General features: G+C 56.8%; 18 protein-coding genes. 8 read left to right on the top strand and 10 right to left on the bottom strand.

Going from position 1 to position 24,541, the window contains the following annotated elements:
- Positions 1–317 precede the first annotated feature (317 nt).
- The 3 genes from feoA to feoC are packed head-to-tail and all read left to right on the top strand — an operon-like array spanning position 318 to position 3,138.
- Positions 318–542 carry a ferrous iron transporter A gene (gene feoA, locus M989_RS24265; protein ID WP_074398714.1) on the top strand — a complete coding sequence of 75 codons (225 nt, stop codon included), beginning with the start codon at positions 318–320 and terminating at the stop codon, positions 540–542.
- Between the two features lie 31 nt (positions 543–573).
- The gene (gene feoB, locus M989_RS02260) at positions 574–2,892 is read left to right on the top strand and encodes a Fe(2+) transporter permease subunit FeoB (protein WP_064541470.1); all 2,319 of its coding nucleotides are present in this window, start codon (positions 574–576) and stop codon (positions 2,890–2,892) included.
- A gap of 9 nt (positions 2,893–2,901) precedes the next feature.
- Positions 2,902–3,138: a [Fe-S]-dependent transcriptional repressor FeoC gene (feoC, locus tag M989_RS02255; protein WP_064541466.1), complete on the top strand. Its 237-nt coding sequence runs from the start codon at positions 2,902–2,904 to the stop codon at positions 3,136–3,138.
- Positions 3,139–3,186: 48 nt separating this feature from the next.
- On the opposite strand, the gene M989_RS02250 is transcribed toward feoC, so the two are convergent.
- Together M989_RS02250 and bioH are read right to left on the bottom strand one after the other, a co-directional pair.
- The gene (locus M989_RS02250) at positions 3,187–3,456 is read right to left on the bottom strand and encodes a YdgH/BhsA/McbA-like domain containing protein (RefSeq protein WP_064541463.1); all 270 of its coding nucleotides are present in this window, start codon (positions 3,454–3,456) and stop codon (positions 3,187–3,189) included.
- Between the two features lie 122 nt (positions 3,457–3,578).
- Entirely contained in the window at positions 3,579–4,355 is a 777-nt protein-coding gene (bioH, locus tag M989_RS02245) for a pimeloyl-ACP methyl ester esterase BioH (RefSeq protein WP_064541460.1), read from the bottom strand.
- Between the two features lie 37 nt (positions 4,356–4,392).
- On the opposite strand from bioH, the gene gntX reads away from it, so the two are divergent.
- The 3 genes from gntX to gntT all read left to right on the top strand — a co-directional run bounded on the left by gntX (position 4,393) and on the right by gntT (position 7,435).
- The gene (gene gntX, locus M989_RS02240) at positions 4,393–5,067 is read left to right on the top strand and encodes a DNA utilization protein GntX (protein WP_074398713.1); all 675 of its coding nucleotides are present in this window, start codon (positions 4,393–4,395) and stop codon (positions 5,065–5,067) included.
- A 58-nt stretch (positions 5,068–5,125) separates the two neighbouring features.
- Complete coding sequence (nfuA, locus tag M989_RS02235; protein WP_064541454.1) at positions 5,126–5,701, top strand: Fe-S biogenesis protein NfuA; 576 nt, start codon at positions 5,126–5,128, stop codon at positions 5,699–5,701.
- Positions 5,702–6,118: 417 nt separating this feature from the next.
- Positions 6,119–7,435, top strand: coding sequence for a gluconate transporter (gntT, locus tag M989_RS02230; RefSeq protein ID WP_064541451.1), 1,317 nt, complete (start codon positions 6,119–6,121; stop codon positions 7,433–7,435).
- Between the two features lie 167 nt (positions 7,436–7,602).
- Here the strand turns inward: gntT and malQ are convergent, their stop codons facing one another.
- Positions 7,603–9,687, bottom strand: a complete 2,085-nt coding sequence (gene malQ / locus M989_RS02225; RefSeq protein WP_064541448.1) for a 4-alpha-glucanotransferase — start codon at positions 9,685–9,687, stop codon at positions 7,603–7,605.
- Between the two features lie 10 nt (positions 9,688–9,697).
- On the bottom strand, positions 9,698–12,088 hold the full coding sequence (malP, locus tag M989_RS02220) for a maltodextrin phosphorylase (RefSeq protein ID WP_064541445.1): 2,391 nt from the start codon (positions 12,086–12,088) through the stop codon (positions 9,698–9,700).
- Between the two features lie 623 nt (positions 12,089–12,711).
- On the opposite strand from malP, the gene malT reads away from it, so the two are divergent.
- Positions 12,712–15,417 (top strand): HTH-type transcriptional regulator MalT, encoded by a 2,706-nt coding sequence (gene malT / locus M989_RS02215; protein ID WP_064541442.1) that lies wholly within the window; start codon positions 12,712–12,714, stop codon positions 15,415–15,417.
- Positions 15,418–15,488: 71 nt separating this feature from the next.
- Here malT and M989_RS02210 read toward each other — a convergent pair whose 3' ends face one another.
- The 3 genes from M989_RS02210 to glpE form a co-directional block, all read right to left on the bottom strand.
- Positions 15,489–16,247, bottom strand: coding sequence for a DeoR/GlpR family transcriptional regulator (locus tag M989_RS02210; RefSeq protein WP_064541438.1), 759 nt, complete (start codon positions 16,245–16,247; stop codon positions 15,489–15,491).
- 17 nt (positions 16,248–16,264) lie between these two features.
- Positions 16,265–17,095, bottom strand: coding sequence for a rhomboid family intramembrane serine protease GlpG (gene glpG / locus M989_RS02205; RefSeq protein ID WP_064541435.1), 831 nt, complete (start codon positions 17,093–17,095; stop codon positions 16,265–16,267).
- Between the two features lie 127 nt (positions 17,096–17,222).
- Positions 17,223–17,552 (bottom strand): thiosulfate sulfurtransferase GlpE, encoded by a 330-nt coding sequence (glpE, locus tag M989_RS02200; protein ID WP_064541432.1) that lies wholly within the window; start codon positions 17,550–17,552, stop codon positions 17,223–17,225.
- Between the two features lie 204 nt (positions 17,553–17,756).
- Here glpE and glpD point away from each other — a divergent pair, with 204 nt between their 5' ends.
- The gene (gene glpD / locus M989_RS02195; RefSeq protein ID WP_064541429.1) at positions 17,757–19,265 is read left to right on the top strand and encodes a glycerol-3-phosphate dehydrogenase; all 1,509 of its coding nucleotides are present in this window, start codon (positions 17,757–17,759) and stop codon (positions 19,263–19,265) included.
- Positions 19,266–19,310: 45 nt separating this feature from the next.
- Here glpD and glgP read toward each other — a convergent pair whose 3' ends face one another.
- The 3 genes from glgP to glgC are packed head-to-tail and all read right to left on the bottom strand — an operon-like array spanning position 19,311 to position 24,504.
- A complete protein-coding gene (glgP, locus tag M989_RS02190) occupies positions 19,311–21,758 on the bottom strand; it encodes a glycogen phosphorylase (protein ID WP_064541427.1) in 2,448 nt (815 codons plus the stop codon).
- A 17-nt stretch (positions 21,759–21,775) separates the two neighbouring features.
- Entirely contained in the window at positions 21,776–23,209 is a 1,434-nt protein-coding gene (gene glgA, locus M989_RS02185) for a glycogen synthase GlgA (protein WP_064541424.1), read from the bottom strand.
- Complete coding sequence (gene glgC / locus M989_RS02180; protein WP_064541420.1) at positions 23,209–24,504, bottom strand: glucose-1-phosphate adenylyltransferase; 1,296 nt, start codon at positions 24,502–24,504, stop codon at positions 23,209–23,211. The genes glgA and glgC overlap by 1 nt, the downstream gene beginning before the upstream one ends.
- Positions 24,505–24,541: the final 37 nt, after the last annotated feature.

Below are 24,541 nucleotides of genomic sequence, written 5' to 3'. Positions count from 1 at the left end.
CTTTCAGATCGGTTTTTAATAATAAGCCTTGTCACGTTTTATTTTATTAACCAATGAAACCTTAATTAAACATTAAGCGATGTAAATATCGGTTAATTGATTTCTCGCTACATTGAGTTGCTTGAGGAATATCAAAAAAAGTGCAAATAGTGCGCAAAACTCCCGCCAGGCGCATATTATGTATTGATGATAAAAACCATTCTCATTATCATCATTTGCAGTGCATTTTATTCTTTATTCGTTGACGATGCCCATGCCGCCACCCGGCTGCCTCCGGGCACTCTCTCGTCCAGCTAGCGATAAAACAAGTAGGTTCTATGCAATTTACACCGGATACTGCGTGGAAGATTGTTGGTTTCTCCCGCGAAATTAGCCCACCCTATCGGCAGAAACTACTCTCACTGGGCATGCTGCCTGGCTCATCATTTCATGTGGTTCGCGTTGCGCCCTTAGGCGACCCTATCCATATTGAAACTCGTCGCGTAAGCCTGGTATTGCGTAAAAAAGATCTCGCGCTAATCGAATTAGAACCCGTCGCGTAATGACTTCAGCCCGGTAATAAGAGTCTGAAAAATGAAAAAATTAACCATCGGTCTAATTGGTAATCCTAATTCCGGCAAGACAACTTTATTTAATCAGCTAACCGGCGCGCGCCAGCGCGTAGGCAACTGGGCGGGAGTCACGGTTGAACGTAAAGAAGGATCTTTCGCCACCACCGATCATCAGGTCACTCTTGTCGATCTGCCGGGCACCTACTCGCTGACCACCATATCCTCGCAAACGTCACTGGATGAACAAATCGCCTGCCACTACATTCTCAGCGGCGATGCCGACCTGCTGATTAACGTGGTCGACGCCTCCAATCTGGAACGTAACCTTTATCTGACGCTGCAACTGCTCGAACTGGGCATTCCGTGCGTGGTCGCACTGAACATGCTGGATATCGCCGAGAAACAGCAGATTCGCATTGATGTCGACGCCCTTTCCGCTCGCCTCGGCTGCCCGGTTGTGCCGCTGGTATCGACCCGCGCTCGCGGCATTGAAGCGCTGAAAATGGCGATCGATCGCCACAAGGGCAATCAGCAGCTGGAGTTGGTGCACTATCCACAGCCGCTGCTGCGCGAAGCCGATAATCTAGCCAAAGAGATGGCGCAAGACATTCCGCAACGCCAACGTCTTTGGCTGGGTATGCAGATGCTGGAAGGCGACATCTACAGCAGCGCCTACGCCGGCGATGCTGCGCATAAACTGGACATTGCGCTGGCGCACCTGAGCGAAGAGCTGGACGATCCGGCGCTGCATATCGCCGACGCTCGCTATCAGAGCATCGCCGCTATCTGCGACGCCGTCAGCAATACGCTGACCGCCGAACCAAGCCGCTTCACCGCCGCGCTGGATAAAATCGTCCTCAACCGCGTGCTGGGGCTGCCGGTCTTTCTGTTCGTGATGTACCTGATGTTCCTGCTGGCGATTAACATCGGCGGCGCCTTACAGCCCATCTTTGACGGCGGCTCGGTAGCGCTGTTTATTCACGGTATTCAGTGGATTGGCTATACCCTGCACTTCCCGGACTGGCTGACCGTATTCCTGGCGCAGGGGCTTGGTGGTGGTATCAACACCGTTCTGCCGCTGGTGCCGCAAATCGGTATGATGTACCTGTTCCTCTCGTTCCTTGAGGACTCCGGCTATATGGCCCGCGCCGCCTTCGTCATGGACCGCCTGATGCAGGCGCTCGGCCTGCCGGGGAAATCCTTTGTGCCGCTGATCGTCGGCTTCGGCTGTAACGTGCCGTCGGTGATGGGTGCCCGTACCCTGGATGCCCCGCGCGAGCGCCTGATGACCATAATGATGGCGCCGTTTATGTCCTGCGGCGCGCGTCTGGCTATCTTCGCGGTCTTCGCCGCAGCCTTCTTCGGCCAGGGCGGCGCGCTGGTCGTCTTCTCGCTCTATGTGCTGGGGATCGTTATCGCCATCCTCACCGGCCTGATGCTCAAATACACCATCATGCGCGGCGAAGCCTCGCCGTTCGTGATGGAACTGCCGGTCTACCACGTACCGCACATCAAAAGCCTGTTCATCCAGACCTGGCAGCGCCTGAAAGGCTTCGTGCTGCGCGCCGGTAAAGTTATCGTGATCGTCAGCATCTTCCTGAGCGCGCTGAACAGCTTCTCGTTCAGCGGCAAGATCGTCGACAACATCAATGATTCGGCGCTGGCCTCTGTCAGCCGCGTGATTACGCCGGTGTTTAAACCGATTGGCGTGCATGAAGATAACTGGCAGGCCACCGTCGGCCTGTTTACCGGGGCGATGGCGAAAGAAGTGGTGGTGGGGACGCTGAACACCCTCTACACCGCCGAAGACATCCAGAACGAAGCGTTCAACCCGCAGGAATTCCATCTCGGCGATGAACTGCTGGGCGCGCTCGATGAAACCTGGCAAGGCCTGAAAGACACCTTCAGCCTAAGCGTACTGGCTAACCCCATCGAAGCCAGCAAAGGCGATGGCGAGATGGAAACCGGCGCAATGGGCGTGATGGGCAGCAAATTCGGCAGCGCGGCGGCAGCGTACAGCTACCTGATTTTCGTACTGCTCTACATTCCGTGCATCTCGGTCATGGGGGCGATAGCCCGTGAATCGAGCCGTGGCTGGATGACGTTCTCCATCCTGTGGGGGCTGAATATCGCCTACTCGCTGTCCACGCTCTATTACCAGACGGTCAGCTTCAGCCAGCATCCGCGCTACAGCCTGGTGTGCATTCTGGCGGTGATTCTGTTTAACATTGTAGTGCTGGGTCTGCTGCGCCGCGCCCGTAGTCGGGTGGATGTCTCCCTGCTGGCGTCGCGCAAAACGCCGACTTCCTGCTGCTCCAGCCCGGCTGGCGATTGCCACTAAGGAGCGATGATGGCGTCATTGATCGAAATACGCGACACGCTGGCCCTGCAAGGACGCATGGAAGCCTCACAGCTCAGCGCCCAGCTGCATACGCCGCAAGCGTTAGTTGACGCCATGCTGAGCCGCTTAGAAGCGATGGGAAAAGTGGTGAAAATTCAGGAAGACGCTGAGGGTTGCCTGAGCGGTAGCTGCAAAAGCTGCCCGGAAGGCAAAGCGTGCCTGCGTGAGTGGTGGGCACTACGTTAAGACGTTATCCCCGACGCTGTCAGCAGCGTCGGGAGTAAAAGGCAAAACTTATTTGTAGACGTCCGCGTTACCGTGGACGGTTTTTTCGTTTTTCCCACCCGCAATAATCACATAATACTTGCCACCCAGCTCATCCGCCTTTTTCGACAGATCGCGCTTCGCATCCATTGGCGAGGTGGTACGCGAGGTGGTGATGTTGCCGATTTTCGTCAGCTTAAGCTTGGCAACATCTTCTTTCTGGATCTCTTTAGCAGCAAACGCACCAAACGACAGGGAGCCAATCACCAGAGATGCAACAATACCTGTAACAAATTTCATAGCCTTTACTCTCCTTAGGGTTGTTATTTGCGCTGCGCGGGTGCGCGGGTGCGCGAAATAATCACCTGCCGCAACAGCTTAAGTATTGCTATGAATATCTTTTTTACCACGTCCGCACAGAATTATTTCTCAATTTGCTTTTTCAACGCCACCAATGGTGCGCAAAATGCCTGCGGATGAGAGATAAACGGCGCATGGGCCGCTTTGTCAAAGATGAACGATTCGCTCTGCGGCCACTGCGCATCCAACTGCGGGACAATCTTGCGCGGCACCAGACCATCAAGTCGGCCATACAGACGCAGGAACGGTAAATCCAGCGCCGTCAGCGGCTCGCGTAAATCCGCGGTTTTGAGGATCTCAAGGCCACCGTTGAGCGCCTCAGATGACGGCATAGGCAGCGATAACACCGCCTGTTTCAGCGCACGGGCATCCTGTCGGGCACTTTCGGTGCCTAAGGTTTGCAACGCCAGGAAGCGTTCAACGGTACGCTGAAAATCTTCGCTCAACTGCTGCTGAAAGCCGCTGAGCACTTCCGGCTTAATCCCCGGCCACTCATCCCGCGCGCTAAAACAAGGAGACGACGCCACGGTAACCAGTGCCTGCACGCGCGTCGGGTGGTTCAACGCAATCTGGCTTGCCACCAGCCCACCCAGGCTCCAGCCCAGCCAGATGGCCCGTTCAGGGGCATTTTCCAGCACCTTCTCCGCCATCGCTTCCAGCGTCATGGCGCCCCATTCACCGCTACGTCCGTAGCCCGGCAGGTCAACAAGATGCAGCGTAAAATGCGCGCTCAATTCCGGCGTAATGCAATCCCAGACCTGTGCATTCAGCCCCCACCCGTGCAGCAGCACAAGATGACAATTTCCTTCGCCCGTGGTTTGCCACCAGATGTCGTTCATCAGCTATCGTTCTCATTTCTTCGCTTAAGGAGGGATTATGCTAACAGTCCACGGCGCGTGCTGGCTATGCCAAATGCCGCTGGCGCTCCCCGCATGGGGCATCTGCTCGCGCTGCGCAAAAACGCTGTTTGCGCAAGAGTGTCATTGTCCGCTGTGCGGCCTGCCGGCTGAAAACGAAAGCATCCCCTGCGGCCGCTGCCTGCAAAAACCGCCGCCATGGCAGCGGCTGGTGGCGATTAACGACTATCGTCCTCCGCTCAGCCAACTGATCCACCGCTTCAAGTTCAGCGGTAACGCAGAGCTGGCCTCCACGCTGGCGCGTCTGCTGTTGCTGGCCGTTCGTCAACGTACCGACCTGCCCGCCCCCGTTCAGCTCATCAGCGTCCCGTTGTGGCAACGCCGTCACTGGCGGCGAGGCTATAATCAAAGCGAACTGCTCTGTCGTGCGCTGGCACGCTGGTTACATGCCGATTATCAGCCCCGAGCCATCACGCGTATTCGCCCAACGGCGACCCAGCATCAGCTCAGCGCCCGGTTGCGCAAGCACAACCTGAAAAACGCTTTCCAGCTTGAATTACCGGTGCACGACCGCCATATGGTGATTGTGGATGATGTGGTCACGACGGGGAGTACCGTGGCTGAAATTTCCCGCCTGCTTTTGCGAAACGGCGCGGCGAGCGTTCAGGTATGGTGTCTGTGCCGCACCTTGTAGACCCCCAGCGATGGGCGTATTATAACCAACTAAAGTAGTCAACTATTAGGTCAAAGCTATGATCCGTATTTCCGATACTGCGCAAGCGCACTTTGCCAAACTTCTGCAAAATCAGGAAGAAGGGACACAAATCCGCGTATTTGTGATTAACCCTGGTACGCCTAACGCAGAATGCGGCGTTTCTTACTGCCCGCCGGATGCGGTGGAAGCAAGTGATACAGCCCTGAAATTTGAACAGCTCACCGCCTATGTCGACGAGCTGAGCGCTCCGTATCTGGAAGATGCGGAAATTGATTTTGTCACCGACCAGCTCGGCTCTCAGCTGACGCTGAAGGCACCGAATGCCAAAATGCGTAAAGTGTCCGACGACGCCCCGCTAATGGAGCGCGTAGAGTACATGCTGCAGTCGCAGGTTAACCCGCAGCTCGCCGGCCACGGTGGTCGCGTGTCGCTGATGGAAATCACCGAAGATGGCTATGCCATTCTGCAATTTGGCGGCGGCTGTAACGGTTGCTCAATGATCGATGTCACCCTGAAAGACGGCATTGAAAAACAGCTGCTGGCCGAGTTCCCGGACCTGAAAGGCGTACGCGATCTCACCGAACACCAGCGCGGCGAGCACTCTTACTACTAAGTTAGCGCCCTGCTCATCCCCGGCGGCGCTTCGCTTGGCCGGGCTACCCATGTTTGTAGCCCGGGTGAGTCGTTTATGCCGACCCCGGGGATGCACCGTCCACTCCCACGACATCATGTTACCGCGCAACATTCCTCGCAAATTGCTGCACGAAAAACGGCAATAACCCTACCAATTATTTGACTACCGTCGCAGATTTCACATTTCTATGCATGGGGTTATTCTCAACCTCCGCATGTTACCCGTATCATTGCGGCACACACCACCGCGTTAAATAAATAGCCAGCTATCCTTTGTCTGAGTCATACAACAGACGGTGGCGTGAAGAAGTCAGTACCTATTCCCTCTGTAGGGACAATTGGAAGTTGTCGCAACAACAGTGACGTTACCCATAACAAATTAAAGGCTGGATAAGTTATGCCATTAATCATCGTAGCTATCGGGGTTATCCTCTTATTACTGCTGATGATCCGTTTCAAAATGAACGGGTTTATCGCTCTGGTGCTGGTGGCGCTAGCCGTCGGCTTAATGCAGGGCATGCCGCTGGACAAAGTGATCGTGTCGATTAAAAACGGCGTCGGCGGCACACTTGGCAGCCTGGCGCTGATTATGGGCTTTGGCGCCATGCTCGGCAAAATGCTGGCCGACTGCGGCGGCGCGCAGCGTATTGCCACCACGCTTATCGACAAATTTGGCCGCAAGTACATTCAGTGGGCGGTCGTACTGACCGGTTTCACCGTCGGCTTCGCGCTGTTCTACGAAGTGGGCTTCGTGCTACTGCTGCCGCTGGTCTTCACCATTGCCGCCAACGCGCGTATTCCGCTGCTGTACGTCGGTGTGCCGATGGCTGCCGCGCTCTCGGTAACCCATGGCTTCCTGCCTCCGCACCCGGGTCCGACCGCTATCGCGACCATCTTCCACGCAGACATGGGTAAAACCCTGCTGTACGGTACCCTGCTGGCGATTCCGACCGTCATTCTGGCGGGCCCGGTTTACGCACGCTGCCTGAAAAGCATCGACAAGCCGATCCCGGAAGGTCTGCACAACCCGAAAACCTTCACCGATGAAGAGATGCCGTCCTTTGGCGTGAGCGTCTGGACCTCTCTGGTACCGGTTATCCTGATGGCGCTGCGCGCCGTAGCTGAGATGGTGCTGCCGAAAGGCCACGCGCTGCTGCCTGCCGCTGAGTTCTTCGGTGACCCGGTGATGGCAACGCTGATCGCCGTGCTGATTGCTATCTTTACCTTCGGTCTGAACCGTGGCCGTTCGATGGACGACATCAACGATACGCTGATCTCCTCCATTAAAATCATTGCCATGATGCTGCTGATCATCGGCGGCGGCGGTGCCTTCAAGCAGGTACTGGTCGACTCCGGCGTAGATAAGTACATCGCGTCTATCATGCACGAGTCCAACGTTTCTCCGCTGTTTATGGCCTGGTCTATCGCTGCCGTTCTGCGTATTGCGCTAGGCTCCGCGACCGTTGCCGCCATCACCGCGGGGGGTATTGCCGCTCCGCTGATTGCCACCACCGGCGTGAGCCCGGAGCTGATGGTTATCGCGGTAGGTTCCGGTTCCGTTATCTTCTCTCACGTGAACGATCCGGGCTTCTGGCTGTTCAAAGAGTACTTCAACCTGACCATCGGTGAGACCATCAAGTCCTGGTCAATGCTGGAAACCATTATCTCGGTTTGTGGTCTGGTCGGTTGTCTGCTGCTGGGGATGGTGGTGTAACGCCACGCACTTTAGAAACCAACATGCCGGGCTTGCCCGGCATTTTTATTGGTAGGCTTGATAAGCGTGGCGCCATCAGGCAATTACGGCGCACATCGCCGGATGGCGACGTTGCCTTATCCGGCCGACAAAAAACCCGGCGTTGCGTTGCTCGGCCGGGTTATGAGTTACTTCTTCTTGCTCGCCGCTTTCCGGCGCTTGTCTAAATCTTTAATCAGCTTGTTCACGCCGTCGTCAGCAAACATCGCTTCCAGCGAAGTGGAGAGCTTGCGTCGCCAGTTCGGGTATTCAGAGCTGGTACCGGGAATATTGACCGGTGCGGACATCTGCAGCCAGTCTTCCGGCTGTAGGCCCAGCAGCGCGCTATTGCTGTCCGCGATATAGCGCTGCATGCCGCGGCTCAGGGTTGAAGTCATCGACATCAGCGATGCCTTATGCCCCGCACGTTTAGGCAGCGCGCCGTATTTATGCAGCGCGTCCAGCAGCCCCTGCTTCGCCAGTTCACGATCCTGATACAGCCCGCGCAGTACGTCTGCGTCCGGGTAGAGACCCAGCGCATTGCCCAGCGTCAGATCGCCGCTTTCCCAGTAACCGCGCAGCGTCGGCAGGTCATGGGTGGTCGCGACGGCCATTGACTGCTCCGGATAGGCTTTCGGCGCACGGAACGTCTTCTCACTGTCGTTCTCAAAATAGAGCACTTTGTACGAGTAGACGCCGCTCTTACGCAGCTTACCGACGATTTCCACCGGCACCGTCCCCAGATCTTCGCCAATGACCATACAGCGATGACGTTTACTTTCCAGCGCCAGAATCGACAGCAGCGCATCCACCGGATACTGCACGTAGGCACCGTGATCGGCGGTTTCGCCGTACGGAATCCACCACAGGCGCAGCACGGACATCACGTGGTCGATACGCAGCGCGCCGCAGTTTTTCATGTTGGCGCGCAGCAGTTCGATAAACGGTTCATAAGCACGCGCGGCGATGATATGCGGATCCATCGGCGGCAGGCCCCAGTTCTGCCCCAGCGGCCCGAGGATATCCGGCGGCGCGCCGACGGAAGCCTTCAGGCAGTAGAGTTCACGGTCGCACCAGGTTTCGGAGCCGCCTTCGGCCACCCCCACCGCCAGATCGCGGTAGAGGCCAATCGGCATGGCGTCACGCTGGCTGGTTTCCCAGCACTCGGCAAACTGGGTGTAGGCCAGCCACTGTAACCAAAGGTAGAAATCGACTTCGTCAGCATGCTTTTGACAAAATGCGTGTACTTCCGGGCTGTCGATATTCTGATACGCCTTCGGCCAGGCCGGCCAGCCCCAGCGTAGCTTATCTTCTTTCACCTGATGGGCGTGCAGCGCGTCAAACGCCGCCTGCCAGTACAGACTCTCGCCCTCTTTATCAACAAAGTAACGGAAAGCCGCCATCGGCTCATCGTGACGTTTGGCAAAGCGTTTCCACGCCATACGCAGGGCCATCATTTTCAGCTCGGTGACCGCGGTGTAGTCCACCTGCTCGACGTCACGCGCGGCCTTCAGCTTCTGCTGAGTCGCCGGCAGTTTCCACCACGCCTGCGCCTCTTCGCTCAGCCTGAAGTCCTCTACCGCATTAACGTCGATATAGATAACGTTCATCCAGCGACGCGACGACGGGCTGTACGGACTCGCGCTCTCCGGGTTAGCCGGATAAAGCGCGTGAATCGGGTTGAGGCCGATAAACGCGCCGCCGCGCTTCGCCACTTCCGGCAGCATCGCCTTCAGATCGCCGAAGTCGCCGATGCCCCAGTTCTTTTCCGAACGCAGGGTGTAGAGCTGCACGCAGGCGCCCCACAGCTTTTTCGCCTCTTGCAGCGGCTGTGGTTCATAGCAGCGTTCAGGCGCAATAATCACCCGGCAGTGCCAACGCTGGTCGTCCTGAGTCAGCGTTAAGGAGTGATACCCCTCCGGCAAACGCGTCGGCAGGCTGAGATTTTTCCCGCCCGACGCCTTGCCGTGATGCTGCTGGCCCTCTTCGGTGGTGAGGATCCAGCTAAACTCGCCGCTGCCGGAAACCGGCAGCGCCATTTTCTTACCGTACGTCAGAACCATCACGTTCGGTATCGGCGTCGCCGCGACCGAATCGGTCGCGGGACGATGCATTGCGTCAAGCAAGCGCCGCTTGGTGTCTGCGCCGATAGACTGCGGCTTGCCGTGCGCATTGATATAGTCAGGGCTAATGCCTGCCGCCAGCGCGGCATTATCGAGGCGTTTGCTTTCCATAGGCCAGTCCTTAGCGTTTTGCCTGCCAGATACGTTTTTGGTAATCGCGAATCGAACGATCGGAGCTGAACATGCCGCAGCGCGCGGTGTTCAGGATGGCCGCACGCGTCCAGGCTTCCTGATCGCGGTAGAGCACGTCCACCTGCTTCTGCGCTTCCACATAGGCAGCAAAGTCGGCCATCACCAGGTACGGGTCGCCACCCTCTTTGCCGATGCTGTGCAGCATCTGGTCAAAGGCATGCTTGTCGCCGTCGCTGTACTTACCGCTTTCCAGCTCTTTCAGCACCGCGTCCAGCAGCTTATCGGCCTTACGCCATTTCAGCGGATCGTAACCCTTGGCTTTGAGTTCCTTCACCTGCTCAACGGTATGGCCGAAGATGAAGATGTTCTCGTCGCCCACTTTTTCGGCGATTTCTACGTTCGCACCGTCCAGCGTACCGACGGTCAGCGCGCCGTTCAGCGCCAGCTTCATGTTACCGGTGCCGGAGGCCTCTTTACCGGCCGTGGAAATCTGCTCGGAAACGTCCGCCGCCGGAATCAGCATCTCTGCCGCCGACACGCAGTAATCCGGCAGGAAGACCACTTTCAGCTTATCGCCCACCTGCGGATCGTTATTGATCGCCTCGGCCACTTTGTTGATCGCAAAGATAATATTCTTCGCCAGGTAGTAGCCCGGCGCCGCTTTCGCACCGAACAGGAACACGCGCGGTACGCGGTCAGCCTGCGGGTTTTCGCGAATCTCTTTGTACAGCGCCAGAATGTGCAGCAGGTTCAGGTGCTGGCGTTTGTACTCGTGCAGACGTTTGATTTGAATATCAAAAATCGCGTTGCTTGAAATCTCAATCCCGGTACGGGCCTTGATGAATTTCACCAGGCGCTCTTTGTTCGCCAGCTTGATGTCGCGGTACTGCTGACGGAACTTCGCATCGTCGGCGTATTTTTCCAGATTGATCAACTGGTCGAGATCGTTAGCCCACTCTTTTTTCAGCGATTTATCCAGCAGCGCGGCCAGAGCCGGGTTGCACTGTTTGATCCAGCGACGCGGCGTGATGCCGTTGGTGACGTTGTGGAAACGGGTCGGCCACAGCTGATGATATTCCGGGAACAGATCCTTCACCACCAGGTCAGAGTGCAGTGCCGCCACGCCGTTAACCGCAAAGCCGCTCACTACGCACATGTTCGCCATGCGTACCTGTTTGCTGTGCACCACGGCCAGCTTCGCCCAGACGGCTTCATCGCCCGGCCAGGTCGCGTCAACCAGCTTCTTAAAGCGGTCGTTAATCTCTTTGATGATCTGCATATGACGCGGCAGCAGCGCTTTCACCAGCTTCTCATCCCAGCACTCCAGCGCTTCTGGCATCAGGGTGTGGTTGGTGTAGGCGAAGGTTTTGCTGGTGATAGCCCAGGCGTCATCCCAGCTCAGCTGGTGCTCGTCAATCAGCACGCGCAGCAGTTCCGGAATGGCGATGGTCGGGTGCGTATCGTTCAACTGGATAACTTCGAAATCAGCCAGTTCGTGCAGCTTACGGCCCGCCAGATGGTGGCGACGCAGAATATCGGCCACCGAACAGGCGCACTGGAAGTACTGCTGCATCAGGCGCAGTTTTTTACCCGCGGTGTGGTTGTCGTTCGGGTAGAGCACTTTAGTCAGTTTTTCGGCGTCGATACCCTGCTGCTCAGCGCGCAGGAAATCGCCGTCGTTGAATTTGGTCAGATTGAACGGGTGCGCATGTTTCGCCTGCCACAGGCGCAGCGGCTGCGCGACGCCGTTACGATAGCCCAGCACCGGCAGATCCCAGGCTTCACCGGTAATCGTGAAGGCTGGCTGCCATTCGCCTTTCACCACTTTACCGCCGATGCCCACCTGCACATCCAGCGCTGCGTTGTGGCGGAACCACGGGTAGCTACCGCGCTGCCAGTCGTCCGGCGCTTCCATCTGCTGGCCTTCGGCAAACGACTGGCGGAACAGACCGTACTGGTAGTTCAGGCCATAGCCGGTGGCGGACTGGCCGACGGTGGCCATTGAGTCGAGGAAGCAGGCTGCCAGACGGCCCAGACCACCGTTGCCCAGCGCCGGGTCAGTCTCTTCTTCCAGCAGGTCAGTCAGGTTGATGTTGTAGGCTTTCAGCGCTTCGCTCACCCCTTCATACCAGCCGAGGTTGAGCAGGTTGTTACCGGTCAGGCGGCCAATCAGGAACTCCATGGAGATGTAGTTCACGTGGCGCTGATCTTTTGCTGGCTTCGCTACCGGCTGCGCCGACAGCTGTTCAGCCAGCGCGCCGCTCACAGCCTGCCACCACTGATGAGACGTCATTTCGGAAGCGGCCTGCAGGCCAAAACGCTGCCACTGACGCGTCAGGGCAGCCTGGAATGAATCGTGATTAAAAGTAGGCTGTGACATAGTGAAATCGAATCCTTTTTACATAAACGTTAGCGGTAGTTTGCCTGGCTGGATGCGCGACTTCCTCCTCCTGTCCTGGATTAGGCGGGGAGGAGTCGCAGGGATGAGCGAAAAGTGTGATCGCCGCCACTATAACGTTAGCGACTGACGGCAGTTTTGCGCATTTTTCAGCCAGACAAGTAGGTCCTTTTTGCAGAATTCAGTCTCGGGGATTATGTCCACGAGATCTTCGCGCCAGGTCATAAAATGAAATGCCGTTTCGCAGTAAATATGTAAATAAGGAAACAATCCCCGTACGGAAATAAGCAACAAATTAATACGTATTGTTTCTACGGAAAATTACGTGCGCTGACATATCTTTAAACGTTCTTTATTCCATTAGTGCTTAAAGTTTATTTTCACATGTAACCACAATAGGTTACGAAACCCCATGTTTCCGCGCTCTGCGAGCCGTTCTACGTGGATGGTATTAAATTAAAGAAATTGTGACATATCGCAAATTAGCGGACATCAAAACGGGACATAACTTGCAATACATAGGCATTTGACCGACCTTTGTAGGGATTAATTACGAAGCGCAAAAAAAATCTCATTTTCCAATCCTCACAGTGAAGTGATTAGCTATGTTGATTCCGTCAAAACTCAGTCGACCAGTCCGTCTCGAACACACGGTGATTCGCGATCGGCTGTTGGCGAAACTTTCCGGCGCGAACAATTATCGTCTGGCGCTGATAACCAGTCCGGCTGGCTATGGAAAGACCACGCTCGTCTCACAATGGGCGGCAGGAATGAATGATCTTGGCTGGTATTCGCTGGATGAGGGCGATAACCAACAGGAGCGCTTTGCCAGCTATCTGATCGCGGCTATCCAGCAGGCGACGGGCGGGCATTGCGAGGCCAGCGAAAACATGGTGCAAAAGCGCCAGTACGCAAGCCTCAGCTCCCTTTTCGCGCAACTTTTCATTGAGCTCAGCGAGTGGCAACGTCCGCTCTATCTGGTCATTGATGACTACCATCTGATTAACAACCCGGTGATCCACGATGCCATGCGTTTCTTCCTGCGCCACCAGCCGGAAAACCTGACGCTGGTCGTGCTCTCGCGCAATCTGCCGCAGTTGGGTATCGCCAACCTGCGCGTGCGCGATCAGCTGCTGGAGATTGGCAGCCAGCAGCTCTCCTTTACGCATGCGGAAACCAAACAATTCTTCGACTGCCGCTTAGCCTCGCCGATTGAAGCGGCGGAAAGCAGCCGTCTGTGTGACGACGTCGCCGGTTGGGCCACTGCGCTCCAGCTTATCGCGCTCTCCGCACGCCAGCGTAATAACGCCACCCAACATTCTGCACGTCGTCTGGCGGGGATTAACGCCAGCCACCTGTCCGATTATCTGGTGGATGAAGTGCTGGATAACGTCGATTCGCAAACGCGCAACTTCCTGCTGAAAAGTTCGCTGCTGCGTTCAATGAACGACGCGCTCATTGCTCGTGTGACCGGTGAAGAAAACGGCCAGATGCGCCTTGAAGAAATTGAACGCCAGGGGCTGTTTATTCAGCGCATGGATAACTCCGGCGAGTGGTTCAACTACCACCCGCTGTTCTGTAGCTTCCTGCGTCAGCGCTGCCAGTGGGAACTGGCTACCGAGCTGCCGGAAATCCACCGTGCGGCGGCGGAAAGCTGGATGGCCCAGGGCTTCCCGAGCGAAGCTATCCATCACGCGCTGGCGGCGGGCGATCCGACGATGTTACGCGATATTCTGCTGAACCATGCCTGGGGCTTGTTCCACCACAGCGAACTGGCGCTGCTTGAAGAGTCGCTCTCTGCGCTGCCGTGGGAAAGCCTGTTGGAGAACCCGCGTCTGGTGCTTCTCCAGGCCTGGCTGATGCAAAGCCAGCACCGTTATAGTGAAGTGAACACCCTGCTGGCCCGCGCCGAACAGGAGATGACGTCCGAAATGGACACCTCGCTGCACGGTGATTTCAACGCCCTGCGCGCACAGGTGGCGATCAACGACGGCGATCAGGATGAAGCCGAACGTCTGTCGACCGTGGCGCTGGAAGAGCTGCCGCTGGCTAACTTCTACAGCCGTATTGTTGCCACCTCTGTGCATGGTGAAGTGCTGCACTGCAAGGGGCTACTCAGCCAGTCCATTGCCGTGATGCAGCAAACAGAACAGATGGCACGCCGCCACGATATCTGGCACTACGCGCTGTGGAGTCTGATTCAACAAAGCGAGATTTTGTTTGCCCAGGGCTTCTTACAGGCCGCCTGGGAGTGTCAGGAAAAAGGCTTCCAGCTGATTCGCGACCAGCATCTGGAACAGCTGCCGATGCATGAATTCCTGCTGCGCATCCGCGCGCAGCTGCTGTGGGCGTGGGCACGTCTCGACGAGGCGGAAACCGCCGCCCGCACCGGCATTGAAGTGTTAAGCGGCTTCCAGCCGCAGCAGCAGCTCCAGTGCCTGACGTTACAGGTACAGTGCTCGCTGGCGCGCGGCGACCTGGATAACGCCCGCAACCACCTGAACCGTCTGGAAAATCTGCTCGGCAACGGCGCCTATCACAGCGACTGGGTCTCCAACGCGGATAAGGTGCGCGTCATCTACTGGCAGATGGTCGGCGATAAAAAAGCGGCGGCTCACTGGCTGCGCCACACGCCGAAACCGGAGTTCGCCAACAACCACTTCCTGCAGGGCCAGTGGCGTAACATCGCCCGCGCGCAGATTCTGCTGGGCGAGTTCGACTCGGCTGAAATGGTGCTCGAAGAGCTGAATGAGAATGCCCGTGGGCTGCGCCTGATGAGCGATCTCAACCGCAACCTGCTGCTGCTCAACCAGCTGCACTGGCAGGCGGGTAATAAGAATGAAGCCCAGCGCGTGCTGCTGGAAGCGCTCCAGCTCGCCAACCGCACCGGGTTTATCAGCCACTTTGTGATTGAAGGCGAAGCGATGGCCCAGCAGCTGCGCCAGCTGATTCAGCTGAATACGCTGCCGGAGCTGGACCAGCACCGCGCCCAGCGCATTCTGCGTGAAATTAACCAGCACCATCGTCATAAGTTCGCCCACTTCGACGAAAGCTTCGTCGAGCGCCTGCTGAACCACCCGGAAGTGCCGGAGCTCATCCGTACCAGCCCGCTCACCCAGCGTGAGTGGCAGGTGCTGGGGCTTATCTATTCAGGCTACAGCAACGAGCAGATTGCCGGTGAACTGGACGTGGCGGCAACCACCATCAAAACCCATATCCGTAACCTTTATCAGAAGCTTGGCGTGGCGCATCGTCAGGATGCGGTGCAGCACGCACAGCAGTTGCTGAAGATGATGGGGTATGGGGTTTAATCAAAAAAAGGAGAAACGTTTTACGTTTCTCCTTTCTGACCACCGCCTGATAGCGCGAAGCTTATCAGGCCTTAGCACAGCTCCAGCTGCACCTCATTTTCGGCAATCACCTGCATCACGCCCGGCGGCGGCAGCACGTCGGTGTATACCGCATCCACCATGCTGATACTGCCCATATTGACCATAGCGTTACGGCCAAATTTCGAATGGTCGACAACCAAAATCACGTGGCGGGAGTTGTCGATAATCGCGCGTTTGGTGCGCACCTCGTGATAGTCAAACTCCAGCAGCGAACCGTCGCTGTCGATACCGCTGATGCCGAGAATGCCGAAGTCGAGACGGAACTGGGAGATGAAGTCCAGCGTCGCCTCGCCGATGATACCGCCATCGCGGCTTCGCAACTCACCGCCAGCCAGAATAATGCGAAAATCTTCTTTCACCATCAACGTATTGGCCACGTTAAGGTTGTTGGTCACGATGCGCAGATCGCTGTGATTAAGCAGCGCGTGGGCCACCGCTTCCGGCGTCGTTCCGATGTCGATAAACAGCGCCGAGCCGTTCGGGATCTGGCTTGCCACCTTCTGTGCAATACGCTCTTTCTCGGCCGTTTGCGTCGCTTTTCTATCGTGCCACGAGGCGTTTACCGAGCTCGACGGCAGCGCCGCGCCGCCGTGGTGGCGCAAGATTTTTTTCTGTTCCGCAAGGTCATTCAAATCGCGACGAATGGTCTGGGGGCTGACAGAAAAGTGCTCCACCAGCTCTTCCGTACTGACATAGCCCTGGAGTTTGACCAGTTCGATTATCGCGTCATGACGTTGTGTTTGTTTCATGATGAATCCCTGGAAAATTATGCTCGCTTTCGCACATTAAGCGTATCGACGAAGGCCATAGCCAGACCAATCACCAGCCCGGTGACGTGCGCGCCGTTCGCAATCGACATCCCAAAAACGTTGAACCACCCGGCAATCAGCCAGACCAATGAGAACATAATCAGCCCGCGCGGCAGGAAGATGCCGCTCTGCGGGTCGCGCTCACCGCGCAGCCAGGCGTAGCCCATCAAGGCATAAACCACGCCGGAAAGGCCGCCAAACCACGGACCGCTGAACTGATGCTGAATAAAGCCGCTCAGCAGCGCGCTGATGACGGTAATCACCACCAGCTTGCCGCTGCCAATGCGTTTCTCTATCGCGCCGCCAAGATACCACCACCATAGCAGGTTAAAGAGGATATGGACGAACGAGAAATGCATGAATGCGTGGGTAAAATAGCGCCAGACTTCAAATTTCAGCGAATCGTCGTACGGCCAGGCGAGCCAAATCATGACCGGCTGATCGCCGATGACGCTCATCAGAATAAAGACCAGAATGCAGACCGCCATGATGCTCATCGTCACCGGGCCGGCACCGGCTTTCAGCGTGGCAAGGAAAGGGAAACGACGATAGTGCAGGCCGCTGTTGGTCTGCCCGGACTGCCAGCTCGCCGCCAGGTAGCGCGGGTCGGCCGGATTCTCAAGGAAGCGCTCCAGCTCGTCGCGCACACAGGCCTCCTGTGCTTCATCAGAAAGCCAGACATCGCTGCGCGTATGCTGCTGGATAGTCAGAATAATCCCCTGCGTTGCCATATAGTCAACAAAGGCCTGGGCCACGCGCGGGTTGGTAAAAGAGGTGATCATCAACATTCAGCAGGTCGCTTCTATTCCACACAAAAGAGGACAGTATATACCCAAACGCAGACAGATACGTTGCTAAGGCGCGCAATGACCGCCTGGCAGCAGGCGGTATCAAGAATGGGCAAACTCAGCCGTTTTAGAAAGCGGCGTGTTCCACTTCAGCCGGGAAGTGACGGTGCCAGGCATCAAAGCCGCCGTCAACGCTGTAGACCTGGTCATAACCCTGCTGCAACAGGTACTGCGCGGCACCTTTGCTGCTATTACCGTGGTAGCACATCACCATCACCGGCGTTTCAAAATCGTTATCGCGCATAAACGCGCCCAGCGTATCGTTCGTCAGATGAAACGCGCCTGGGGTATGCCCCATCGCAAAGCTCTGCGGGTCGCGAATATCCACCAGCACAGCGGTGCTTTGCTGCAGCTTTTGGTGCGCCTGTTCTACGTTAATACATTCAAACTGTTCCATGGTGCTCTCTTATCGTTATGGCAGGTATTGTCTTGCTGGCGACATTTTACCGCCAAGTGTACGTCTTCAGGCCACGTAAACGCCAATATGTTATGCACATCACTCTAAAATGTTTTTTCAATGTTACCAAAAGCGCGTTTACTTGCTATTATGAGCGATATCGAACATTAATGAGCTATAACGAAAGTCCCTGAGGTAGCAATAATGGAAACCAAAGATCTGATTGTCATCGGTGGCGGTATCAACGGTGCGGGCATTGCGGCTGATGCGGCGGGGCGCGGATTATCCGTGCTGATGCTGGAAGCCAGAGATCTGGCCTGCGCCACGTCGAGCGCCAGCTCGAAACTGATCCATGGCGGCCTGCGCTACCTTGAACACTACGAATTCCGTCTGGTCAGCGAAGCGCTGGCCGAGCGTGAAGTGCTGCTGAAGATGGCCCCGCACATCGCCATTCCGATGCGTTTTCGTCTGCCACACCGCCCGCATCTGCGCCCGGCGTGGATGATCCGTACCGGTCTGTTTATGTACGATCACCTGGGCAAGCGTACCAGCCTGCCTGCGTCTACCGGTTTGCGTTTTGGCGCAGAGTCGGTCCTGAAGCCGGAAATCGTGCGCGGTTTCGAATATTCAGACTGCTGGGTCGACGATGCTCGCCTGGTCCTGGCTAATGCGCAAATGGTGGTGAAAAAAGGCGGCGAAGTCCGAACCCGTACGCGCGCAATCTCGGCGAAACGTGAAAACGGCCTGTGGGTGGTGGAAGCGGAAGATATCGACAGCGGCGAAAAATTCCGCTGGCAGGCGCGCGGCCTGGTGAATGCCACCGGCCCGTGGGTCAAACAGTTCTTCGACGACGGGATGCATCAGCCTTCGCCATACGGCATCCGCCTGATCAAGGGCAGCCATATTGTGGTACCGCGCGTGCACAACCAGAAGCAGGCCTACATTCTGCAAAACGAAGATAAGCGCATCGTGTTTGTGATCCCGTGGATGGACGAGTTCTCAATTATTGGCACCACCGACGTGGAGTACCACGGCGATCCGAAAAACGTCGAAATCGACGAAAGCGAGATTAGCTATCTGCTGAAGGTCTACAACGGCCACTTTAAGAAACAGCTCGCTCGTGAAGATATCGTCTGGACCTACTCCGGCGTGCGCCCGCTGTGTGACGACGAGTCGGATTCTCCGCAGGCGATCACCCGCGACTATACGTTGGATATCCATGACGACCACGGCAAAGCGCCTCTGCTGTCGGTGTTTGGCGGCAAGCTCACCACCTACCGTAAGCTGGCAGAACACGCGCTCGAGAAACTGGCCCCTTACTATCAAGGCATTGGCCCAGCCTGGACCAAAGGCGCGGTGCTGCCGGGCGGTGAGATTGGCAGCGATCGTGACGACTACGCGGCGAAGCTGCGCCGCCGCTATCCGTTTATCAGCGAGTCACTGGCCCGCCACTTTGCCCGCACCTACGGCAGCAACAGCGAGCTGATTATTGGCGATGCGAAGGATATTGCCGGGCTGGGCGAAGATTTCGGCCATGAGTTTTACGAAGCGGAGCTGCGTTACCTGGTCGAACACGAATGGGTGCGTTGCCTCGACGATGCTATCTGGCGTCGTACTAAGCAGGGAATGTGGCTGAACGCCGAACAGCAGTCACGGATTAGCGCATGGCTGGTGAAAACGCTGGGAAAGCCTGAATTTTCGCTGGCGTCGTAAGCGATCAGGGAAAAAGAAACGGGGCCGATTGGCCCCGTTTGACGTTTACAGCCTTACCGGCTCGATATACCAGATATGCTCGGCATACTCTTTGATCGTGCGGTCAGAGGAGAAGTAGCCCATGTTGGCGATGTTGTGCATCGCTTTGGTGGTCCACTGCTCCGGCTCCTGATACAGCTCATCGACCCTGTCCTGACAGTCCACATAGCTACGGAAATCGGCCAGTACCTGATAGTGGTCGCCGAAGTTAATCAGCGAATCCACCAGGTCACGGTAACGCCCCGGCTCGCTCGGGCTGAACACGCCGGTGGCGATTTGCGTCAGCACCTGGCGCAGCTCTTCATCCTGCTCGTAGTAGTCGCGCGGGCTGTAGCCCTTACGGCGCAGCGCCTCCACCTCTTCAGCCGTGTTGCCAAAGATAAAGAAGTTATCCGCCCCCACGTGTTCCTGCATCTCCACGTTAGCCCCGTCCAGCGTACCGATGGTTAATGCCCCGTTGAGCGCAAACTTCATGTTACTGGTGCCGGAGGCTTCCGTCCCCGCCAGCGAAATCTGCTCGGAAAGATCGGCCGCCGGAATGATCATCTGCGCCAGGCTCACGCTGTAGTTCGGGATAAACACCACTTTCAGCTTATCGCCAATCTGCGGATCGTTGTTGATCACGTCCGCCACGTCGTTGATCAGGTGAATGATGTGCTTCGCCATGTAGTAGGCCGACGCCGCTTTACCGGCGAAGATATTCACCCGCGGCACCCACTTCGCATCCGGATCGGCCTTGATGCGGTTGTAGCGGGCGATCACGTGCAGCACGTTCATCAGTTGACGCTTGTATTCGTGGATACGCTTGATCTGCACGTCAAACAGCGCGTGGGGGTTCACCACCACGTTCAGGTTCTGGGCAATAAACGCCGCGAGGCGCTTTTTGTTCTCCAGCTTGGCGTGCTGCACCGCCTGATTCACCTTCGGATAATCGATGTGCTGTTCCAGCTCGCTCAACTGACTGAGATCCGAACGCCACGTCTGGCCGATATTTTCGTCCAGCACGCCGGAGAGCGCCGGGTTGGCCAACGCCAGCCAGCGGCGCGGCGTCACGCCGTTAGTGACGTTGGTAAAGCGAGTCGGGAAGATAGCGGCGAAGTCGGCGAACAGCGATTGCACCATCAGGTTCGAGTGCAGTTCGGAAACGCCGTTGACCTTCTTACTCACCACCACCGCCAGCCACGCCATGCGTACGCGGCGGCCGTTAGACTCGTCGATGATCGAGGTGCGGCTCAGCAGCGCGGTGTCGTTCGGGTACTGTTCCTGCAGCGTCTTCAGGAAGTAGTCGTTAATCTCGAAGATAATCTGCAAATGACGCGGCAGAATTTTGCCGAGCATGTCCACCGGCCAGGTTTCCAGCGCTTCGCTCATCAGCGTGTGGTTGGTGTATGAGAAGACCTGGCAGGTGACGTTAAACGCGTCGTCCCAGCTGAACTTGTGCTCGTCAATCAACAGGCGCATCAGCTCAGGGATCGACAGCACCGGATGGGTGTCGTTGAGGTGGATGGCAATTTTATCCGCCAGGTTGTCATAAGTTTTATGCAACATGTAGTGGCGGTTTAAAATATCCTGCACCGTGGCGGAGACCAGGAAGTACTCCTGACGCAGGCGCAGCTCGCGCCCGGAATAGGTGGAATCATCCGGGTAGAGCACGCGGGATACGTTCTCCGAGTGGTTTTTATCCTCCACCGCGGCGAAGTAATCGCCCTGGTTAAATTTACCCAGGTTGATTTCGCTACTGGCCTGGGCGTTCCACAGACGCAGCGTGTTGGTCGCGTCGGTGTCGTAGCCGGGGATAATTTGATCGTAGGCGACCGCCAGAATCTCTTCGGTTTCCAGCCAGCGGCTGGTTTTGCCTTCCATCTGCACGCGGCCACCGAAACGCACTCTGTAGCGGGTGTTGTGGCGCGGGAACTCCCACGGGTTACCGTACTCCAGCCAGTAATCCGGCGACTCTTTCTGACGACCGTCGACGATGTTCTGCTTAAACATGCCGTAATCATAGCGAATACCGTAGCCGCGCCCCGGCAGCGCCAGCGTCGCCAGCGAGTCAAGGAAGCAGGCCGCCAGACGCCCCAAACCGCCGTTGCCAAGGCCCGGGTCGTTCTCTTCGTCGATCAGCTCTTCGAGGTCTAACCCCATGCCTTCCAGCGCGTTTTTCACGTCGTCATACAGGCCTAACGACAACAGCGCATTGGAAAGCGTGCGGCCAATCAAAAACTCCATCGACAGGTAGTAAACCTGCCGTGTTTCCTGGGAAAGCTGAGCGCGGTTCGAGCGCAACCAGCGTTCGACCAGACGATCGCGAACGGCAAACAGGGTGGCGTTCAGCCATTCGTGTTTGTTAGCGATAGCCGGATCTTTCCCGATGATGAACATCAGCTTATAGGCAATAGAGTGCTTCAGTGCCTCAACGCTGAGGGTCGGTGATGCATACGTAAAGGGTGCATTCATAACTCAGATCCCCGTAGTTAGATCAGGCGTTGGTAAAGCTCACGATAAGCGTGTGCAGCAACCTGCCAGCTAAAATCCATGTTCATCGCCTGACGTTGTACATAGCGCCAGAGCGACGGACGAGACCATAATACGAAAGCACGGCGGATGGCTCTGAGCAGCGACCAGGCGTTGCTGTCTTCAAAGACAAAACCGCTGGCGATACCGTCAGCCAGGTTTTCCAGCGAGCTATCCGCCACGGTATCCGCCAGACCGCCGGTGCGACGGACCAACGGCAGCGTGCCGTACTTCAAACCGTAAAGCTGCGTTAAGCCGCATGGCTCAAAGCGGCTCGGCACCAGGATGACATCCGCGCCGCCAATAATGCGGTGCGAGAACGCTTCGTGGTAGCCAATCTGTACCCCCACCTGCCCCGGATGTTCCGCGGCGGCGGCGAGAAAACCTTCCTGCAATACCGGATCGCCTGCGCCTAACAGCGCCAACTGACCGCCCTGCTCCAGCAGGCCCGGCAGGGCTTCCAGCACCAGATCCAGCCCTTTCTGGCTGGTGAGGCGGCTGACCACGGCAAACAGCGGCGCGGTGTCGCTGACCTTCAGCCCCATCGCAATCTGCAGCTGCCGTTTATTCTCCGCTTTCTTCTCTAGCGTATCGCGACTATAGCTTGCTGGCAGCAACAGGTCTTTTTCCGGACTCCAGACGTTGTCATCCACGCCGTTGAGAATCCCCGACAGACGGCCTTCTTTATGCCGCTGACGCAGCAGCCCTTCCATACCGTAGGCAAACTGCGGTTCGGTAATCTCCCGGGCGTAGGTTGGGCTGACGGCGGTAATATGATCCGCGAAGAACAGCCCCGCTTTCAGGAACGAAATCTGCCCGTGGAATTCCAGCCCGTGCATGTTGAAGTATTCTGCCGGCAGCTGGATTTCATCCATATGGTGGCTGTAAAACAGCCCCTGATACGCCAGATTATGTACCGTAAACACCGATTTCGCCGGGCGACCGCGGGCCGCCAGATAGGCCGGGGCCAGGCCCGCGTGCCAGTCGTGGGCATGCACCACGTCCGGACGCCAGAACGGATCCAGGCCGCAGGCCATTTCACTGCCCACCCAGCCCAGCAGCGCAAAGCGCTTCACGTTATCGGGATAGGCGTTCAGGTGCGTATCGTGATACGGGCTCCCAGGGCGATCGTAGAGATGCGGCGCATCAATCAGGTAAATACCAACGCCGTTATAGTGGCCGAACAGCAGCGTAATGCGCCCGGCGAACGTATCACGACGCGTCACCACTTTGGCATCCGTAATCCCGCGGCGGATATCCGGAAACGCGGGTAACAGCACGCGAGCGTCAGTCCCTTCGGCAATCTGTGCCGCCGGCAGCGCGCCGATCACATCCGCAAGGCCACCCGTTTTTAATAACGGGAACATCTCTGAACAAACGTGTAAAACCTGCATTATCGCTCCTGTTTGTACCCCAGCTGCCGCAACATCTCGCGCGTTACCAGCACGATCCCTTCTTCTGAACGGTAGAAGCGACGCGCATCCTCTTCCGCATCTTCACCGATCACCATGCCTTCTGGAATCACGCAGGCCCGGTCGATGACGCAGCGACGCAGGCGTGAGGAGCGCCCAACCCACACGTCTGGCAGTAAGACTGCCGAATCAATGTTACAGAACGAGTTCACGCGCACGCGCGGGAACAGCACCGACTGCACCACCACCGAACCGGAAATAATACAGCCGCCGGAGACCAGCGAGTTCAGGGTCATGCCGTGGCTGCCGGAGCGGTCCTGGACGAACTTCGCCGGAGGCAGGGACTCCATATGGGTACGGATAGGCCAGTGCTGATCGTACATATCCAGCTCAGGGGTCACCGACGCCAGGTCGAGGTTCGCTTTCCAGTAGGCTTCCAGCGTTCCCACATCGCGCCAGTACGGTTCGGCATCCGGGTCGGACTGTACGCAGGACAGCGGGAAAGGATGTGCATAAGCCGCGCCAGCTTTGGTAATTAACGGAATTAAATCTTTGCCGAAGTCGTGGCTGGAATTTTCGTTGACGTCATCCTGCTCCAGCAGTTCATAAAGGTAATCCGCATCAAAGACATAGATACCCATGCTGGCGAGCGATTTGCTTGGGTCACTCGGCATGGCCGGCGGGTTAGCCGGTTTTTCCACGAAGTCGATAATCTTGTCGTTTTCGTCAACCGCCATGACGCCGAACGCCGATGCCTCTTCAATGGGCACCGGAATGCACGCCACGGTGCAACGCGCGCCTTTTTCGACGTGGTCGATCAGCATGCGCGAGTAATCTTGTTTGTAGATGTGGTCACCGGCGAGGATCACCACATACTCCGCTTTATAGCGGCGAATAATGTCGAGGTTCTGGGTCACCGCATCGGCGGTACCGCGATACCAGTTTTCACCGTGCATCCGCTGCTGAGCCGGCAGCAGATCCACAAATTCGTTCATCTCTTCGCTGAAGAAGGACCAGCCGCGCTGGATGTGCTGCACCAGCGTGTGGGACTGGTACTGCGTAATCACGCCGATACGGCGGATCCCGGAGTTCAGGCAGTTAGATAATGCAAAGTCGATAATGCGGAATTTACCGCCGAAGTGGACAGCGGGTTTTGCCCGTTTATTGGTGAGATCCTTTAATCGCGTTCCGCGTCCGCCCGCCAGAATCAGGGCGACGGATTTGATAGGTAACTGGCGAGCCAGCATTAAGGGATCGTTTTTTTCTAGCCTAACCATGATTAACTCCTTTTGTTGCTCGTCCTTCCGGGTTATT

This window comes from Kluyvera georgiana ATCC 51603, assembly GCF_001654985.1.
Lineage (GTDB): Bacteria > Pseudomonadota > Gammaproteobacteria > Enterobacterales > Enterobacteriaceae > Kluyvera > Kluyvera georgiana.
Note: the sequence above shows the minus strand (reverse complement) of the source record. Positions and strands in the feature narration are given on the sequence as shown.

Bases quoted from the DNA above. Each gene is read 5' to 3' on its own strand.
- feoA (WP_074398714.1), top strand. From the start codon at position 318: ATGCAATTTACACCGGATACTGCGTGGAAGATTGTTGGTTTCTCCCGC.
- feoB (WP_064541470.1), top strand. From the start codon at position 574: ATGAAAAAATTAACCATCGGTCTAATTGGTAATCCTAATTCCGGCAAG.
- feoC (WP_064541466.1), top strand. From the start codon at position 2,902: ATGGCGTCATTGATCGAAATACGCGACACGCTGGCCCTGCAAGGACGC.
- M989_RS02250 (WP_064541463.1), bottom strand. From the start codon at position 3,456: ATGAAATTTGTTACAGGTATTGTTGCATCTCTGGTGATTGGCTCCCTG.
- bioH (WP_064541460.1), bottom strand. From the start codon at position 4,355: ATGAACGACATCTGGTGGCAAACCACGGGCGAAGGAAATTGTCATCTT.
- gntX (WP_074398713.1), top strand. From the start codon at position 4,393: ATGCTAACAGTCCACGGCGCGTGCTGGCTATGCCAAATGCCGCTGGCG.
- nfuA (WP_064541454.1), top strand. From the start codon at position 5,126: ATGATCCGTATTTCCGATACTGCGCAAGCGCACTTTGCCAAACTTCTG.
- gntT (WP_064541451.1), top strand. From the start codon at position 6,119: ATGCCATTAATCATCGTAGCTATCGGGGTTATCCTCTTATTACTGCTG.
- malQ (WP_064541448.1), bottom strand. From the start codon at position 9,687: ATGGAAAGCAAACGCCTCGATAATGCCGCGCTGGCGGCAGGCATTAGC.
- malP (WP_064541445.1), bottom strand. From the start codon at position 12,088: ATGTCACAGCCTACTTTTAATCACGATTCATTCCAGGCTGCCCTGACG.
- malT (WP_064541442.1), top strand. From the start codon at position 12,712: ATGTTGATTCCGTCAAAACTCAGTCGACCAGTCCGTCTCGAACACACG.
- M989_RS02210 (WP_064541438.1), bottom strand. From the start codon at position 16,247: ATGAAACAAACACAACGTCATGACGCGATAATCGAACTGGTCAAACTC.
- glpG (WP_064541435.1), bottom strand. From the start codon at position 17,095: ATGTTGATGATCACCTCTTTTACCAACCCGCGCGTGGCCCAGGCCTTT.
- glpE (WP_064541432.1), bottom strand. From the start codon at position 17,552: ATGGAACAGTTTGAATGTATTAACGTAGAACAGGCGCACCAAAAGCTG.
- glpD (WP_064541429.1), top strand. From the start codon at position 17,757: ATGGAAACCAAAGATCTGATTGTCATCGGTGGCGGTATCAACGGTGCG.
- glgP (WP_064541427.1), bottom strand. From the start codon at position 21,758: ATGAATGCACCCTTTACGTATGCATCACCGACCCTCAGCGTTGAGGCA.
- glgA (WP_064541424.1), bottom strand. From the start codon at position 23,209: ATGCAGGTTTTACACGTTTGTTCAGAGATGTTCCCGTTATTAAAAACG.
- glgC (WP_064541420.1), bottom strand. From the start codon at position 24,504: ATGGTTAGGCTAGAAAAAAACGATCCCTTAATGCTGGCTCGCCAGTTA.